The sequence below is a fragment of the Streptomyces sp. CB01201 genome, from assembly GCF_002803085.1.
Classification (GTDB): Bacteria; Actinomycetota; Actinomycetes; order Streptomycetales; family Streptomycetaceae; genus Streptomyces; species Streptomyces hundungensis.
This window is the reverse complement of sequence record NZ_NNBJ01000008.1, coordinates 275,073-291,504: the sequence shown is the minus strand read 5'-3', so window position 1 is coordinate 291,504 and position 16,432 is coordinate 275,073. Positions and strand designations below refer to the sequence as shown.

Annotated in this window: 16 protein-coding genes; 9 read left to right on the top strand and 7 right to left on the bottom strand. The window is 72.2% G+C overall.

Annotated features, from left to right (window positions below):
• Positions 1-14: 14 nt before the first annotated feature.
• Genes CG740_RS18865 through CG740_RS18850 form a run of 4 tightly spaced genes read right to left on the bottom strand, consistent with a single transcriptional unit; the run spans position 15 to position 4,088 of the window.
• A complete protein-coding gene (locus CG740_RS18865; protein WP_159030332.1) occupies positions 15-635 on the bottom strand; it encodes a DUF5666 domain-containing protein in 621 nt (206 codons plus the stop codon).
• Between the two features lie 26 nt (positions 636-661).
• The gene (locus CG740_RS18860; RefSeq protein ID WP_100576321.1) at positions 662-1,873 is read right to left on the bottom strand and encodes an ABC transporter permease; all 1,212 of its coding nucleotides are present in this window, start codon (positions 1,871-1,873) and stop codon (positions 662-664) included.
• The gene (locus CG740_RS18855) at positions 1,870-2,721 is read right to left on the bottom strand and encodes an ABC transporter ATP-binding protein (RefSeq protein ID WP_100576320.1); all 852 of its coding nucleotides are present in this window, start codon (positions 2,719-2,721) and stop codon (positions 1,870-1,872) included. Before CG740_RS18855 ends, CG740_RS18860 begins: the two co-directional genes overlap by 4 nt.
• Positions 2,718-4,088 carry an efflux RND transporter periplasmic adaptor subunit gene (locus CG740_RS18850; protein WP_100576319.1) on the bottom strand — a complete coding sequence of 457 codons (1,371 nt, stop codon included), beginning with the start codon at positions 4,086-4,088 and terminating at the stop codon, positions 2,718-2,720. Before CG740_RS18850 ends, CG740_RS18855 begins: the two co-directional genes overlap by 4 nt.
• Positions 4,089-4,365: 277 nt before the next feature.
• Between CG740_RS18850 and CG740_RS18845 the strand changes: the two genes are divergently transcribed.
• Complete coding sequence (locus tag CG740_RS18845; RefSeq protein ID WP_100576318.1) at positions 4,366-4,971, top strand: hypothetical protein; 606 nt, start codon at positions 4,366-4,368, stop codon at positions 4,969-4,971.
• Positions 4,972-5,166: 195 nt separating this feature from the next.
• Here CG740_RS18845 and CG740_RS18840 read toward each other — a convergent pair whose 3' ends face one another.
• Together CG740_RS18840 and CG740_RS18835 are read right to left on the bottom strand one after the other, a co-directional pair.
• Positions 5,167-6,594 (bottom strand): alkaline phosphatase family protein, encoded by a 1,428-nt coding sequence (locus CG740_RS18840; RefSeq protein ID WP_100576317.1) that lies wholly within the window; start codon positions 6,592-6,594, stop codon positions 5,167-5,169.
• Positions 6,595-6,794: 200 nt separating this feature from the next.
• Positions 6,795-7,280, bottom strand: a complete 486-nt coding sequence (locus CG740_RS18835; protein WP_234376355.1) for an SRPBCC family protein — start codon at positions 7,278-7,280, stop codon at positions 6,795-6,797.
• 176 nt (positions 7,281-7,456) lie between these two features.
• On the opposite strand from CG740_RS18835, the gene CG740_RS18830 reads away from it, so the two are divergent.
• Complete coding sequence (locus CG740_RS18830) at positions 7,457-8,293, top strand: enoyl-CoA hydratase/isomerase family protein (RefSeq protein WP_100576316.1); 837 nt, start codon at positions 7,457-7,459, stop codon at positions 8,291-8,293.
• A 12-nt stretch (positions 8,294-8,305) separates the two neighbouring features.
• Here the strand turns inward: CG740_RS18830 and CG740_RS18825 are convergent, their stop codons facing one another.
• Entirely contained in the window at positions 8,306-9,220 is a 915-nt protein-coding gene (locus CG740_RS18825) for an SDR family oxidoreductase (RefSeq protein ID WP_100576315.1), read from the bottom strand.
• A 206-nt stretch (positions 9,221-9,426) separates the two neighbouring features.
• Between CG740_RS18825 and CG740_RS18820 the strand changes: the two genes are divergently transcribed.
• From CG740_RS18820 to CG740_RS18795, 7 genes are all read left to right on the top strand, one after another.
• Positions 9,427-10,395 carry an NADPH:quinone oxidoreductase family protein gene (locus CG740_RS18820; protein WP_100576314.1) on the top strand — a complete coding sequence of 323 codons (969 nt, stop codon included), beginning with the start codon at positions 9,427-9,429 and terminating at the stop codon, positions 10,393-10,395.
• Positions 10,392-11,573: an acyl-CoA dehydrogenase family protein gene (locus tag CG740_RS18815; RefSeq protein WP_100576313.1), complete on the top strand. Its 1,182-nt coding sequence runs from the start codon at positions 10,392-10,394 to the stop codon at positions 11,571-11,573. Before CG740_RS18820 ends, CG740_RS18815 begins: the two co-directional genes overlap by 4 nt.
• Positions 11,570-12,670, top strand: coding sequence for an acyl-CoA dehydrogenase family protein (locus tag CG740_RS18810; protein WP_100576312.1), 1,101 nt, complete (start codon positions 11,570-11,572; stop codon positions 12,668-12,670). Before CG740_RS18815 ends, CG740_RS18810 begins: the two co-directional genes overlap by 4 nt.
• A 74-nt stretch (positions 12,671-12,744) precedes the next feature.
• Entirely contained in the window at positions 12,745-12,924 is a 180-nt protein-coding gene (locus tag CG740_RS39705; protein ID WP_159030331.1) for a hypothetical protein, read from the top strand.
• Between the two features lie 59 nt (positions 12,925-12,983).
• The gene (locus CG740_RS18805; RefSeq protein WP_100576311.1) at positions 12,984-14,579 is read left to right on the top strand and encodes an ABC transporter substrate-binding protein; all 1,596 of its coding nucleotides are present in this window, start codon (positions 12,984-12,986) and stop codon (positions 14,577-14,579) included.
• Positions 14,580-14,602: 23 nt separating this feature from the next.
• Positions 14,603-15,568 carry an ABC transporter permease gene (locus tag CG740_RS18800; protein ID WP_199846508.1) on the top strand — a complete coding sequence of 322 codons (966 nt, stop codon included), beginning with the start codon at positions 14,603-14,605 and terminating at the stop codon, positions 15,566-15,568.
• The gene (locus CG740_RS18795) at positions 15,561-16,427 is read left to right on the top strand and encodes an ABC transporter permease (protein WP_100576310.1); all 867 of its coding nucleotides are present in this window, start codon (positions 15,561-15,563) and stop codon (positions 16,425-16,427) included. The genes CG740_RS18800 and CG740_RS18795 overlap by 8 nt, the downstream gene beginning before the upstream one ends.
• The last annotated feature ends 5 nt before the right edge of the window (positions 16,428-16,432 follow it).

The following is a 16,432-nucleotide window of genomic DNA, read 5'->3' as shown; positions in this document are numbered from 1 at the left end:
CGGTGGGGGTGCGGTCAGCCCCGGCCCCCGCCGAAACCGCTCGCGCCGCCCTGGGTGACGGTGGTCGCCGCGACGTCCCCGGAGGCGTTCTGGCTGCCGCGCACGGTCACCGTCTGGCCCGGTTGCAGATCGGACACCTTGCCGCTCCTGGCCTCGGTGACCTGGGTGCTGCCGGCCGTGGTGACCTTGACGACGTTGCCCTGGGTGTCGGTGACGTAGATGGTGCTGCCGTCGACGAGCTTCACCGTACCGATGGTCAGTCCACCCGCCGCGCCCGGGCCCGCACCGGCACCCTGGCGTTGGCCGCTCTGGCCGCTCTGGCCGCCTTGCCCGGCGCCGAAGCCCTGGCGCTGGGCGCTCCCCGCGGTGCCGCCTCGGGCTGCCGTGGCCGGGGTGCGCTGTGCCGAGGACGACCCCTGGTTCTGGTTCTTCTCCACCAGCGCGCCCCCGGTGAACGCCAGGCCCGCCACCAGACCACCGGACAACAGCATTGTCAGCCATGGCAGTTGAGGCCTCGGTGGCGCGTTGAGCTCGGCCGAGATGTCCCGGGCGTCCGGTGGCTCGGCGAGGATGTCCTCCGGATCGCCGGCGCGCGCGGGGCCGGCGTTCTCCAAGATCTCGGCGTTGCCGAACATGTCCTCTCCCTGTCCGTACATGGGGTTCATTCGTGCCGCAGCGCTTCGATGGGCCGCAGGCTCGCGGCCCGGTTGGCGGGATAGCCGCCGAAGAACAGCCCGATGGCCACCGCGATCGCGAAGGCTCCGACGACCGATTCGGGGATGATCACCGGCTTGATGCCGACGATCGTGAAGTGCGAGCCGATCAGACCCGCCGCGACGCCCAGCCCGCCGCCGATCAGCGAGAGCAGGGTCGACTCGGCGAGGAACTGCCCGAGGATGACACCGCGCGGCGCTCCGATCGCCTTGCGGATGCCGATCTCCCGGGTCCGCTCGGTCACCGTCACCAGCATGATGTTGGTGATGCCGATCCCGCCGACGAGCAGCGAGATCGCCGCCACCGCGCCCAGCAGCACCGTGAACGTCTTGTTGGTGTCCGCCTGGGTGGTGAGCAGGGAGGCCTGACTGCTGACCCGGAAGTCGAGCGCGGTCGGGTCCTTGATGCCGTGCCGCCCCATCAGCACCGTGGTGATCTCGTCCTGCGCCTGTGTGGTGGCGTCGGCCGACTTGGCCTCGACGAGGATCTGGCCGAGCGAACCGAACCCGGTGAAGGCGTTCTGCACGGTCGGCAGCGGTGCGACCACGACGTCGTCCGGGTCCTGGAACCCGGTGCCGCCCTTGGTGGCGAGCACCCCGACCACCGTGAACGGCGTGCCCCCGAGCGTCATCTTCCTGCCGACCGGGTCCGCGGTGCCGAACACATCGGTGGCCGTGGTCGAGCCGATCACGGCCACCTTGCGCGCGCCGAGTACGTCGTCGTCGCTGAAGTAGTCGCCCTTGGTGACCTTGCTGTTGGACGCCTTGAAGTACGCCGGGTAGGTGCCGACGACCTGGCTGACCGTGTGCGAGGTGCCCTGGTACAGGGCGGTCTGCGAGGTGGTGGTCTCCGGGGCGACCGACTCGATGTGCGGGGCGGACGCCGGGTCGGCGAGCGCGCGGGCGTCGTCCACGGTCAGCGGCTTGGTGGCGGTCGCCGAGCGCGAGCCGCCGAAGCCGCCGCCCGAGGACACCGTGAGCGCGTTGGTGCCGAGCTTCTCGATCGAGTCCTTCACGGCCTGCGAGGAGCCGTTGCCCACGGCCAGGAGCACGATGACCGCGGCCACGCCGATCAGCACCCCGAGCATCGTGAGGGCCGAGCGCACCTTGTTCGCCGCGAGGCCGCCGAAGGCGAAGCGCAGCGTCTGGAACAGGCTCACCGGCCGCCTCCGACCAGGGACGCGTCGTCGCGCATCGCGGGCGGCGGTCCGTCCACGGGGGCCTGGCGCACATCGTCGACGATCCTTCCGTCGACCAGGCGGACCACCCGCTTGGCGTGCCGGGCCACCTCGTCCTCGTGGGTGATCAGGACGACGGTGCGGCCCGCCGCGTTCAGCCGGTCCACGACCGCGAGCACCTCCTCGGTGCTGTGGCTGTCGAGGTTTCCGGTGGGCTCGTCCGCGAGCAGCATCGCGGGCGCGGTGACCAGGGCACGGGCCACGGCCACGCGCTGCTGCTGGCCGCCGGAGAGCTCGTTGGGCCGGTGGTCCATCCGGTCGGCGAGGCCCACCAGGGTCAGTGCGGCCTCGGCCCGCCGGCGCCGCTCGGCCGGCTTGACCCCCGCGTACGCCAGCGGCAGTTCCACCTGGGCGAGGGCCGGGGTGCGCGGCACCAGGTTGAACGACTGGAACACGAAGCCGATCTTGCGGTTGCGCACCAGCGAAAGCTGGCGTTCGTCGAGGCCGCCGACATGGATGCCGTCGAGCAGGTACCGCCCCGAGGTCGGCACGTCGAGGCAGCCCAGGATGTTCATCAGGGTCGACTTGCCGGAGCCCGAACTCCCCATCACGGCCACGAAGTCGCCCTGCTGGACGACCAGTTCGACCCCGAGGGCCGCACCGCTCACCGGGTCCACGGGCCCGCTGAGCGCGTGCACGGCGGCGTCGCCGTGGCCGTAGGTCTTGATCAGCGAGCGCACCTCGATCACCGGCGCCGGGGCCCAGGGCCCCTTCTCGGGCGCGGATTCGGGCAGTGCGGCGGTCCTGCGCGACCACCGGAGCGGCGTCATCCGCGGCCACCCCCGCCGCCGCCGACGCGAGCGCCGCCGCCCGTGGCACCCCCGCGGGTGCGTCCGGCGGCGCCGCCGCCGAAGCCGCCGGGGAAGGCGCCGCTCGGGAACCCGCCCTGGCCGGTCGCGGAGACACTGGCCAACTGGACCTTCTCGCCCTCGCTGAGCCCACTGAGAATCTGGTCGGAGCTGTCGCCCTCCAGGCCCACCGTGACCGGGGTGCGCTCCGTGGTGCCGTCCGCCTTGACCACGGTCACCGTCCGGTTGGCGCCGGTGCCGGTCACCGCGCCGGTCGGCACCGAAAGGGCGCCTGAGGCCTCGCCCGTGACGACCTGGATGCTCGCGCTCAGGCCGGTGCGCAGATCGGTGGTGGGGCTGGTGATGGCGAGGGTGGCCGCGTACTGCACCGCGCTCCCGGAGCCGCTGTTGCCGCCCCCGCCTCCGCCCGACCCCGAGCCGCTGCTCACGGGCAGTGAACTCACCGAAACGACCTTGGCGTTGAGGACCTTGTCGGACTCGGCGTTGAGGGTGACGGTCGCCGCCTGCCCGGGCTTCACCTTGAGCGCGTCGGCCTCGGAGAAGTTGGCGGTGACCTGCATGCCGGACGGGTTGGTGAGCACCACGAACCCGGACAAACTTGAGGAGGAGGCCGAACTCGTGCTGCTGGAAGCCGAGTTGGAGCCGCCTCCCGAACCCCCGCTGCCTCCGCTCGTGCCGTTGCCGCCGGTGCCGCTGACGGTGTCGCCCGTCTTCGCCGACACGGACGCGACCGTCCCGGCGACCGGGGCGGTCAGGGTGGTGCCGTCCACCGCGCGCTGGGCGGCGTCCACCGCGTTCTGCGCCTGGGTGAGCTGGGCCTCGGCCTGGGCGAGCTGCGCGGGGTCGACCGTCGGGGTCGCGGCGGGGGCGGGCGCGGCGTTGGTGCCGCCGCGCGTCGAGGAGCCGCCGGCGGAACCGCTCGTCGTGCTCGAACTGGCCTGTCCCTCCTGCGCTTTGGTGAGGTTGGCCTGCGCGGCCGTCAGGGTCGCCTCGTCCTGAGCCAGAGTCTCCCTGGCCGCGGTCGCGTCGACCTTGCCGAGGACCTGGCCCCGGGAGACCTTGTCGCCCGGCTTGACGTCGACCTCGGTGAGCTTGCCGCCGGTGGTGAAGTTCACCCCCGCGTCGCTCGGCGAGGCCAGTGCCCCGGAGCCGGACACGGTGGCGAGGACCGTGCCCTTGGTGACCGTGACGGTCTTCTCACCGGTCCGCGCGGGCGTGCTGTCATGGCTGGTCACCGCGGCGTAGGCGCCGCCCGCACCGGCCAGGACGGCCACACCGAGCACCGAGTTGATCAGGACGGCTCTGCGCCGTCGTGGGAGCACCTTCATGACGGCGGATCCTGGCCGCCCGCACTTTGGAACCCCTGGGAGCTTTCTGGGAGTTCCCTGGGAACGCGTATGCGGGTGAAACTTCGCATGGCGGACGTGACGGTACGTATCGCACCACCCCGCGCGCCCCGAGGGCCCCAAGTGGACCCCGGCGCCCAGGGAACTCCCAGCCCTTCCCCCGGAGGCGCCCACCCTCGTGCGGTTCAGTCATGGGTCGCCGACGGCGTACACATCAGCGAGGCCTTCGCCCGCCCAACGTACCGAGGAGACACCGGACATGACCTGGACCAAGCGCAGGCCCGCCACCGCGCGCGCCGCCGTCGCGGCACGGGCCGCGGTGTCCGCCGCCGCCGTCGCGGCGTGCGGCCTGCTGCTCGCGGCCTGCTCGTCCTCGGGCGCGAGCAGCAGCGCCCAGGCGAAGCCCACGGCGTCCGCGTCCGCCACCGCCAAGGGCATGGATGCCTACCGCCAGTGCCTGGCCCAGCACGGCGTCACGATGGCGCCGCGCCCGAGCGGCAGCGGGCGGCCCACGGGGGCGGGCCGGCGCCCTGGCGGGGGCGGCGGCGGGTTCGGCGGCTTCGGCGGCGGGGCCTCGGCGGACCCGGCCCAGCGCCAGGCCGTACAGGCCTGTGCGAGCGAGCGGCCGCAGTTCAACGGGCGGGGCGGGAGCGGCGCGAACAGCACCGCGATGAAGGCGTTCACCAGTTGCCTCAAGGATCACGGGGTCGTTCTGCCCTCGGCGTCGCCGGGTGCGGGAGGTGGCGGCCTGCGCGGCCTCAACACGGCGGACCCCAAGTCGGCGTCGGCCCTCCAGGTCTGCAAGGCTCTTCTCCCGCAACGCCGTTCGGGATCCCCGACCCCGTCGCCGAGCCCGACGTCCTGAGTGCGGACTCTGCTCCCACCCGCGGACGGTGGTCGCTTCTCGCACAGTTCCCCGCGCCCCTGGGCGGCACTGGCGTCGGCCCGCATCGGGTGTTTCAGCCCGTCCGGCGTTTGAGGACGAGCGCCCTTCAGGCGCGCACGGGGGTCTGGGGGCGGAGCCCCCAGGAGGCGCTGGAGGTTCCGCCCGCAGAGAGAGCTACACGTGCGGCCGGTGGCCGCGTTCCTGCTTGGGGAAGGACTGGTCGGCACCGGGCAGCTTCGGCTTCGGCAGCGTCGCCACCTCACGCTTGGCCTCGGCCAGTTGCTCCGCCGTGTCGTCCGGCAGCCTAGGAGGCCTGGGCTGCCCGCTGTTGAACCGGAACGCCGACGTCAGGTCGCCGAAGGTGCGGCGCCGCCACTGGCTGATGTTGGGCTCCTTGACGCCGGTGAAGTGTTCGAGGAACCGCAGCGCGGACGTGTGGTCGAAGGCCTCGCTCGCCACCCAGCCGCCCACGGTCCACGGCGACACGATGATCGCCGGGACCCGGAATCCGCCGCCGATGGGCAGCCCGCCGACGAACTCGTCCGCGGTGCCCGCCTTCGGAGTCGGCGGGGCCACATGGTCGAACAGGCCGTCGTTCTCGTCGTAGTTGAGGATGAACGCGGTCTTCGCCCACACCTTCGGGTTGGACGCGATCGCCTCGATCTTCTGGGCCACGAAGTCGGCCCCGGCGGCCGGCAGATAGTCCGGGTGCTCCGACTGGTAGCTCGTCGGCATGATCCAGGAGACCGCCGGAAGCCGGTCGGCAGCGGCATCGTCCTCGAAGGTGCCCACGGGCTGCGGGCGCACCCCGCGCTCGTACAGGGCGGACCCCGGCTTGGCGTCGCGGAAGCTCTGGAACTGCTCAAGGAGGTTGCAGCCGTAGTCGTCGTCCTGCTGGTAGACCTTCCAGCTGATCCCGGCGGCCTGGAGCCGCTCGGCGTACGTCGTCCAGCGGTACGGCTTGGGCGCGGTGTTGTTGAGCACCGGGCCGCCCTTGGTGCCGCCGGGGTCGATGCTGCCCGTCATCCAGTACAGCCGGTTGGGCCAGGTGGGGCCGAAGACCGAGCTGTAGTAGTTGTCGCAGATCGTGAAGGTCTCCGCGAGCGCGAACTGGAACGGGATGTCCTCACGGGTGTAATAGCCCATGACATAGGGCCCGTTGGCGCCGTCCGCCTTGCGGTGGGCGGGCAGCCACTGGTCCATCTTGCCGCCGTTCCAGGCCTGGTGCTGGACCGACCAGGCGTGGCTCGTGGACGGGATGGCCTGCGCGCTCGTGCTGCGCGTGTCCAGGTGGAACGGCAGCAGATAGCCGCGCGGGTTCACCGAGTCGGGCTGGTAGAACACCGAACGCCCGTTGGGCAGTTTGAGGGCATGGGGATCGCTGAACCCCCGCACACCCGAGAGCGTGCCGAAGTAGTGGTCGAACGAACGGTTCTCCTGCATCAGCATGACGACGTGCTTGATGTCCCGCAGTGAGCCGCCGCGGGGCGGCCCCGCGGCGACGGCCTTCTGGACGCTGGGCGGCAGCAGACTGAGGGCCGCCGCACCACCGATCGCCCCGGCCGCCGATCCAAGCAGTCTGCGTCGTGTCAACTCGGCCATGAACGCCCCTTCCAGAGCTGTCGGTTGAGACCAGTGACGTGGACCTGCCAGTCAGTCTGGCCTCGTTCGGTGTGGGGCGGTGGAGTCAACCGGTGAACACGCGCCCAACGAAGAGCAAGGGCTTGCCCAAACCCGGGCCCGAGCCTCACCCGTCCCGCCGGACGGCACCGCGTCAGGGGCGTGTGGCACATAAAGGTCCCTCAGTCGGTGTCCGCCGGGCCGGCGAGGATCTCGTCCTGATGCGGTAGTACCAGGTCTCTCCAGGCCGCTTCGGTGGCCGCGCGGGCGGTCTCGTCGTAGAACCCCGCCTGAGTGAGCCTCAGGAGCGTCCCCGCGGCGCGCGGTGTGAGCTCGACGGTGACCACCGTCTCCGCCCCCGCCGTGCCTCCGCGGCCGGTTACCCAGGTGAGTTCGACCAGCCGGTCGGATTCCAGGCGCAGGAACCGGCCGTAGTGCGGGGCGCGAATCGTGGGCATGCCGGGCTCCGGCGCGTATTCAGTCTCGAAGAAGAACGGCATGTTGACGCGGGGCGTCATCGCGACCGATCCGGGAGCCGCGAACCAGAGGTCGAACCGCTCCGTCCACGCACGGTAGATGGCGTGCGGATCCGCCCGCATCTCGCGCTCGACGACGAGGCGGTACGGGCGGTCCGACAGATCGGGGACGCGGGAGGGGGCGCTGTTCACGGCGGCGGTGCTCCATTCTGCACGGAGGCCGTACGGCGGCCGGGATCGTCGATCACCGCAAGGGGCCCCCGTCGGCGCTGGGTTGAAGGCGGTCGGACCGTATCTGGTCGATCCGGCGGACAGCGTCTAGTCTCGACGGACCTGACGGCTGGTCAGCATAGGGAAGGGGCAGAGCGTTGATCGACACCCTGGACCGGCGGGTCGCCGAGGGCGAGGAGCGGATCCGGCTCGATGTCACGGATACGGGGATCGGCGTCCTCACCCTGTGCCGGCCCGACAAGCTGAACGGATGGAGCTGGGAGGCCAGTCGGCAACTGGGGCTGCTCGCCGACCGGATCCGCTTCGACGAGTCGATCAGGGTCGTGCTGCTCCGTGCCGAGGGCCGCGCCTTCTGCGCCGGGATCGACGTCACCGCCCCGGGCGGAGCGATCACCGGACGCTCGCCGGCCGAACGCACCCATCGCTACTACGAGGGCATCCGCTGGGTCCATGAGCGCTTCGCGGCCTTCGCACGCCTTCCCCAGCCCGTCGTCGCCGCGGTCCAGGGCTACTGCCTCGGCTTCGGCTTCGAGCTGGCTCTGATGGCCGACATCCGGATCGCCGCCGACGACGCCGTGTTCGCCCTTCCGGAGACCGGCATCGGGGTGGCCGTCGACGCGGGCGGCGATCTGCGCATCGCCCGCGACGCGGGCGCCGGCTGGGCCAAACTCCTCGCGCTGACCGGCCGTCGCATCGACGCCTCCACCGCCGAACGCATCGGAATAGTCCAACAGGTGTTGAACGGAGGTGAGTTGGAGGCGACCGCCATGGAGATCGCGGGGGAGATCGCGGGCAACGCACCCCTCGCGGTCCGCGCCGTCAAGCGGAGCATCGACGCCTTCGCCGACGCGGGCCTGGCCGAGGCTCTGGACCGTACGGCGCTGGCGGCGGCCCTCACGCTCACCTCCGAGGACGCCCGCGAGGGCTACTCCGCCAAGGCCGGGCGGCGGCCTGCGGCCTTCGAGGGGAAGTGAGCGGCGGCCGGGTCACTCCCCGAACGGCCCGCGGCCGAGCTGCTCGCGGACGCTGAGCACCGGCGGCGTCACCAGGGCGCGCCGCTGCCAGTTCGCCCCGTCCACCACCAGGGTGTGACCGCTGATGAAACGGGCGTAGGGGGAGGCGAGGAAGGTGGCCGCCCAGCCGAGTTCGCGTGGCAGCCCGACCCTCAACGCTGGCTGCCGCAGGGCCAGTTCGCCCTCGTCGGCGGCCCGGTCGAGACCCCGTCGGATCGACTCGGGCAGATCCGGGTGCGGCATCAGGCCGGGCACCAGACCGTTGACCTGGATGCCGTACGGGCCCCACTCCACGGCCAGGGTCTCGACGAGGTTGCGCACGCCGGCCTTGGCCGCCGCGGAGTGCGCATGGCCGGGTCCGCCGGTCCAGGCGTAGGAGGCGCCGATGTTGATCACCGAGCCGGGCGTACCGGCCGCCAGATGCCGACGGCCGAACTCGCGGGTCATGAACCACGTGCCGCTCAGCGTGATGTCGAGGACCGCGCGCCAGGCGTTCGGCGACAAGTCCTCCGCGGGCGAAGGGAAGTTGGCGGCCGCGTTGTTGACCAGGACGGACGGCGGCCCCAGCGCGGACTCGGCCGCGTCGAAGACCTCGGCGATCCGCTCCGGCTCCCTGATGTCGCACACCGCGGTCACGACCTGCCCGCCGAGCCCGGCCAGCTCTTCCTGCGCGGCCTTCAGCCGGTCCGCCGAGCGGCTCACGATGACGAGGTCGGCGCCGAGCCGCGCGAACTCGGCGGCCAGCGCCTTGCCGAGCCCCGACCCGCCCCCGGTGACCAGGACGACACTGCCGTCGTAGGTACCGGGCGGCAGCGCGCACGCGCCGAGCGGGGGAGGCGCGGGGAGCCCGGGGTGCGGGGGCCGTGGCGGTGGTGCGGCGGCATCCATGGCGTATCTGTACCGGCTGCCATCGCAAACCACCATGGCCGCGTCCGAGGGATTCGGTGTCGCGCCCGGGCCGGGCCGGATCGGGCGAGCCCTTTCGTCGGCGGCAAGCGACCGCTTAGTATGCCGAGAGCAGTGGAACGTACTCAGCGGTGCGAACGTACTCAGCGGTACGCAGCCGTATCGCGCCCGGCGTGTGGAGGCCCCGAATGCAGGCATGGCGAGTGCACGAGAACGGCGAGCCGGGCGAGGTGATGCGGCTCGACGAGGTCGACCGGCCCGAGCCGGGCCCGGGCCGGCTGCTGCTGAGGGTGCGGGCCGCCAACATCAACTTCCCGGACGCGCTGCTCTGCCGGGGCCAGTACCAGATCAGGCCGCCGCTGCCGTTCACTCCCGGCGTGGAGATCTGCGGCGAGACCGAGGACGGCCGCCGGGTGATCGCCAACCCCGCGCTGCCGCACGGCGGCCTGGCCGAGTACGTCGTCGCCGACGAGGCGGCCCTGCTGCCCGCGCCCGAGGCGCTCGACGACGCCGAGGCCGCAGCCCTGCACATCGGCTATCAGACCGGTTTCTTCGGACTGCACCGCAGGGCGCACCTCCAGGAAGGCGAGACACTGCTGGTGCACGCCGCCGCCGGGGGAGTGGGCAGCGCGGCGGTCCAGCTCGGCAAGGCCGCCGGTGCCCGCGTCATCGGTGTCGTCGGTGGACAGCAAAAGGCCGCGGTGGCAAGAGAGTTGGGCTGCGACCTGGTCATCGACCGGCGCACCGACGACATCGTGGCCGCCGTGAAGGAGGCCACCGGCGGGCGGGGCGCCGATGTCATCTACGACCCGGTCGGCGGTGACGCCTACGCCAAGTCCGCGAAGTGCGTCGCCTTCGAGGGGCGGATCGTGATCGTCGGCTTCGCGAGCGGATCCGTTCCGGCGCCCGCGCTCAACCACGCCCTGGTGAAGAACTACTCGATCGTCGGACTGCACTGGGGCCTGTACGCGCAGAAGGACCCGGCCTCGATCGCGCGCTGCCACGAGCAGCTCACCCGGCTCGCCGCCGAGGGCGCGATCAAGCCGCTCATCAGCGAGCGGGTCCCGCTCAAGGACGCCGCGGCCGCCGTGCAGCGCGTCGCCGACGGCACGACCACCGGCCGTGTGGTCGTCCTCCCGGACGGAGCCACCCGATGACCGACGCCGCCGAACTGCGCACGCGTACACGGGAGTTGCTCGCCGAGTACCCGCCCGCCACGACGGAACCCCTTGACTTCCTCAAGGCCCGCTTCGACGCCGGGCTCGCCTGGGTGCACTATCCGGCGGGCCTCGGCGGCCTCGATGTGCCGCGCTCGCTCCAGGCCGTCGTGGACGCCGAACTCGCCGCCGCCGGGGCGCCCGACAACGACCCCCGCCGGATCGGCATCGGCCTCGGCATGGCCGCACCGACCGTCCTCAAGTACGGCACCGAGGAGCAGAAGCGGCGTTTCCTGCGGCCCCTGTGGGTGGGCGAGGAGGTCTGGTGCCAGCTGTTCAGCGAGCCCGGCGCGGGCTCCGACCTCGCCGCGCTCGGCACCCGCGCGGTGCGCGACGGGGACGACTGGGTGGTCGACGGGCAGAAGGTGTGGACCTCCAGCGCCCATCTCGCCCGCTGGGCCATCCTCATCGCCCGCACCGACCCCGCCCTGCCCAAGCACCAGGGCATCAGCTACTTCATCTGCGACATGACCGACCCCGGCGTCGAGGTCAGGCCGCTGCGGCAGATCACCGGTGAGGCCGAGTTCAACGAGGTGTTCCTCACCGGGGTGCGCATCCCCGACGCCCACCGGCTCGGCGAGGTCGGCGCGGGCTGGAAGGTCGCCCAGACCACCCTGATGAATGAGCGGGTCTCCATCGGCGGCATGCGCATCCCGCGCGAGGGCGGCATGATCGGCCCGGTCGCCCGCGCCTGGCGGGAGCGGCCCGAACTGCGCACCCACGATCTGCACCAGCGGCTGCTCGCCCTGTGGGTGGAGGCCGAGGTCGCCCGGCTCACCGGCGAACGTCTGCGCCAGCAGCTCGTCGCGGGCCAGCCCGGGCCCGAGGGGTCCGGCATGAAGCTGGCCTTCGCCCGGCTCAACCAGGAGATCAGCGGTCTGGAGGTCGAACTCCTGGGCCAGGAAGGCCTGTTGTACTCGGACTGGACCATGCGTCGGCCCGAACTCGTCGACTTCACCGGCCGTGACGCCGGGTACCGCTACCTGCGCTCGAAGGGCAACTCCATCGAGGGCGGCACGAGCGAAGTGCTCCTCAACATCGTCGCCGAACGCGTCCTGGGCCTGCCCGCCGAGCCGCGCAACGACAAGGACGTCGCCTGGAAGGACCTGGCCCGATGACCGCCGAACAAGCCACCCCGGACCTGCTGTACTCCGAGGCCGAGGACGACCTCAGGGCGGCCGTGCGCTCCCTGCTCACCGACCGCACCGACACCCCGGCAGCCCTGGCGCGTGCCGAGTCGGACACGCCCTGCGACCCGGAGTTGTGGCGTGCGCTCGGCGCGGGCATGGAGCTCGCCGGGCTGCTCGTGCCCGAGAAACTCGGCGGGCAGGGCGCCTCGCACCGCGAGGCCGCCGTGGTCCTGGAGGAGATCGGCCGCTCGGTGGCCCCGGTCCCGTTCCTCACCAGCGCCGTCATCGCCACCGAGACCCTCCTCGCGCTGGGTGACGGGAAGGGTGAAGTAACGTCCCTGGTGCGGGAGTTGGCGTCCGGGCACCGGACCGCCGCCCTCGTCGTGCCGTTCTCGGCGGGCCCGCACGGGGTACGGCTGCCCGGGACGCTGACCGGGACCGTCTCCGCGGTCGCGGACGCGGCCACCGCCGATGTGCTGCTCGTACCGACGGGCGCGGGGCTGTACGCCGTCGACGCGGCCGAGGCCGCGATCGTCCCCCTCACCCCGCTCGACCTGACCCGCCCGCTCGCCGCCGTCACCCTCGACGGCCTGCCCGGCGCCCTGCTCGCCGGGCCGGACGCCACGCTCGCCGCGGTGCGCCGGGGGCTGCTCGCCGGGGCCGGGCTGCTGGCCTCCGAGCAGCTCGGGGTCGCCGAGTGGTGTCTGACCGAGACGGTGGCGTACACCCGTGAGCGCAAGCAGTTCAACCGGCCGGTCGGCTCCTTCCAGGCGCTCAAGCACCGAATGGCGCAGCTCTGGCTGGAAGTCGTCTCGGCGCGGGCCGCGGCCCGCAACGCCGCCGACGCGCTCGCGACCGGCAGCCCCGAGACGCCGCTCGCGGCAGCGGTCGCCCAGGCGTACTGCGCCCGGGTCGCGGTGCACGCCGCCGAGGAGTGCGTGCAGCTGCACGGTGGCATCGGGATGACGTGGGAGCACCCGGCCCATCTCTATCTGAAGCGGGCCAAGTCGGCCCAGATCGCACTCGGTTCGGCCGGTGAACACCGGGCCGCCATCGCCGAGCTGGTCGAGCTGCCGGCCCCCTGACCGCGAGCCGGCGTTCCTGTCCACCCCGCGGGCGGGAACGCCGGACCCCGCGGTGTGCCGGACAGGATCGACCGATGAGCGAGCACCGGCGCACCGCGCCGACCCCGGGCCTCGCCCTGCTCGGCGCCGATCTGCTCCGCGAGGCGCTCGACGGCGCGACCGGCGAACAGCCTGCATCATCTCCGTTCCCTCCGGCCCCGGTCCGCACCTCGCGCGGACCGGGGCCATCCGCTTTTGACCAGCCCTTTACGTAGAGGTTTAATTGCGATTTGTTCGCAATAGCAGTTGATCTTCAGCAAGGGGTGTGGGCCGCATGACCGCCCGTTCCATACGTGCCACGGCCGCCGCCGTGCTGGCCGGAGCGCTGGCCGTGGGCGCCGGTGCCTGCTCGAATCCGGGTGGCGGATCGGGCGGGAGCGGGAAGAAGGACTCCGCCGTCGTCGGCATCGCCCACGAGCCCGAGACGCTCAGCCCGCTGCTCGGCTACGGCAAGGACGGCAACTCCAAGCTGTTCGACGGCCTCCTCGCCTTCGACGCCGACATGAAGCTGAAGCCCGCGCTCGCCACCGCGCTGCCGGACGTGAGTGCCGACCGGCTGACGTACACGTACAAGCTGCGCCAGGGTGTGAAGTTCAGCGACGGCAAGCCGTTCTCGGCCAAGGACGTCGTCTTCACCTACACCAAGATCCTCGACCCGAAGACCAACAACCCGTCGAAGGGCGAGCTCGACGCGGTGAAGTCCGTCGCGGCCAAGGGCGACGACACGGTGGTCTTCACCCTCAAGTACCCCTACGCCCCGTTCGCCGAGCGGACCGTGCTGCCCGTGGTCCCCGAACACGTGGCGGCGCCGCAGGACGTCAACTCGGGGGCCTTCTCCGGCGCCCCCGTCGGCACCGGGCCGTACACCCTCGCCAAGTGGTCGAAGGGCGAGAAGATCACCTTCACGGCGAACCCCACGTACTGGGGCGGCGCCCCCGCGGTGAAGAAGTTCACCATGGCCGTCATCAAGGACGACGACATCCGCGCCACCCGGCTGCGCGCCGGCGACCTCGACGGCGCGATCCTGCCGCCGAACCTCGCCAAGACCTTCAAGGGCGACAAGGGCAAGAAGACGTACACGGCCAAGACGTACGACTACCGCAACGTCACCCTGCCCACCGGCAACAAGGTCGCCGGCGACAAGGCCGTGCGCCAGGCGCTCGACCTCGCGGTGGACCGCGGGGCCATGGTCGACCGCATCCTGGAAGGCGCGGGCAAGCCCGCCTACGGACCCGTGCCGACCGGCAGCGAGTGGTTCGCGGCCGGCACCGAGCGCGCCCACGACCTCGACCGGGCCAAGCGGCTGCTGGACGGCGCGGGCTGGAAGCCGGGCGCCGACGGGATCCGCGAGAAGGACGGCGTCAGGGCCGCCTTCCCGCTCTGGTACCTCTCGGGCGACAAGCTCCGCCAGGACCACGCCCTGGCGTTCGCCTCCGACGCCAAGAAGGCGGGCATCGCCGTCACCACCCAGTCCGGCACCTGGGAGGTCATCGAGCCCCGGATGAAGCAGGACGCGGTCCTCGCCGGCGGCGGCTCCCCGGGCGACCCCGACTTCGACCAGTACAACCTGCTCAAGTCCTCGCTCGCGGGCGACGGCTTCAACAACATGGCCTCCTACGCCAACCCCACCGTCGACCAGGCCCTCGACGAGGGCCGGCGCAGCGGCGACCGGACCGTCCGCAAGGCCGCGTACGACACCGTCCAGCGCGAACTCGCGAAGAACCCCGGCTACACCTTCCTCACCCACGTCGACCACCTCTACGTCGTCAACGACACCTGGGAGGGTCTGTCCACCCAGGTCGAACCGCACGATCACGGACTCGCCTCCGGTCCCTGGTGGAACGTCGAGAAGTGGGCGCCGAAGAAGTGAGCCGCCGCCTCCCGTGGGGGGCGATGGCCCGCATGACGGGACGGCGGATCCTGTCCGCCGTCCCCGTCCTGCTCGCCGTCACCTTCGGCGTCTTCGCGGTTGCCGCCGCCTCCCCCTTCGACCCCGTCAAGGCGTACGCCGGTACCGCCGGACTCACCGCGTCCCAGGCGGACCTGGACCAGCTGCGCGCCAACCTCGGCGTGGACCAGCCCCTTGTGCACCGCTGGTGGGACTGGATGACCTCGGCCCTCACCGGCGACCTCGGCGACTCCGGCGTGCTGCGCCAGCCGGTCGCCGACGTGATCGCCGAGCGCGTCGGCTGGTCGGCGCTGCTCGCCGCGACGGCGTTCGTCCTCGCGATCCTGCTCGGCACCGCCCTCGGCGTGCTCGCCGCACGCCGTCGCGGCGGCCTGCTCGACCGCTCCGTCAGCTCCGCCGCCTACAGCCTAGAAGCCGCCCCCGCCTTCTGGCTCGGGCTGCTCGCCATCTGGCTCTTCGCCCTCAAGCTGGACGTGCTGCCCTCCGGCGGCCTCACCGACACCGCGAGCGACACGGTCACCGCCGGCCAGGTCCTGAGCCACCTCGTGCTGCCGGCCGCCGTGCTCGGCCTCTCCCAACTGCCCTGGTTCTTCCTGTACGTACGCCAAGGCGTCGGCGACGCACTCGCGGAGGACCCGGTGCGCGGGGCGCGGGCGCGCGGACTCGCCGAGCACACCGTTCTGACCGGGCACGCCCTGCGCTCCGGGATGCTCCCCGTGCTGACCCTGATCGGCTCCCGGGTGCCCGAGCTGATCACCGGTGCGCTGCTCGTCGAGACGGTGTTCAGCTGGCCCGGCATCGCCGCCGCCACCGTGCAGGCCGCGACCTCCGTCGACTTCCCGCTGCTCGCCGCCCTCACGGTGCTCGCGACCGCCGCCGTGCTCCTCGGCAACCTGGTCTCCGACCTCCTGTACGGACTCGCCGACCCCAGGGTGGGATTCGATGGCTGACATTCGCCCCGATCGTGCGATCCGCCCGGGCCGGTCGACCCGAACCGTGCGGGTGGGCACTTCGGCCGCCGTCCTGGCGGCCGTGGTCCTCGCGGTCGTCCTGGTGCCGCCGCTCGTCCAGCTCGACGAGCAGGCCGTGGACCTGGCCCGCAGGCTCCAACCCCCTTCCTGGTCACACCCGTTCGGCACCGACGACGTGGGGCGCGATCTGCTGCTCCGCTGTGTGTACGGGCTGCGGGTCTCGCTGATGGTCGGGGTCGTCGCGGCCCTCGCCGCCACGCTGATCGGCACCGCCGTGGGCGCGCTCGCCGGGGCGTTCGGCGGCTGGACCGACCGGGTCCTCATGCGGCTCGTGGACACCTTCTCGTCGGTGCCGCATCTGCTGCTCGGAATCTTCGTGGTGGCGATGTTCCGCCCCGGCGTCTGGCCGGTCGTGGTGTCGGTCGCGCTGACCCACTGGCTGTCCACCGCCCGAATCGTCCGCTCCGAGATCCTGTCGCTGCGCTCCCGGCCCTTCATCGACGCGGCGATCTCGGGCGGAGCCTCGCGGTGGCGGGTGGCGGTGCGCCATCTGCTGCCCGGTGTGGTGCCGCAAGCCGCCCTGGCCGCGGTTCTCATGGTGCCGCACGCCATGTGGCACGAGTCCGCCCTGTCCTTCCTCGGCCTCGGTCTGCCCGCCCACCAGGCGAGCCTCGGCAACCTCGTGCAGAGCGCGCGCGGCTCGCTGCTCGCGGGGGACTGGTGGCCCACCCTGTTCCCCGGCCTCCTCCTGATCGCTCCCACTCTCGCCATCGCGGGCCTGGCCGGAGCCTGGCGCGAACGGCTCAGCCCCCGCCGACGATCGGAGCTGGCGCTGTGACCGCC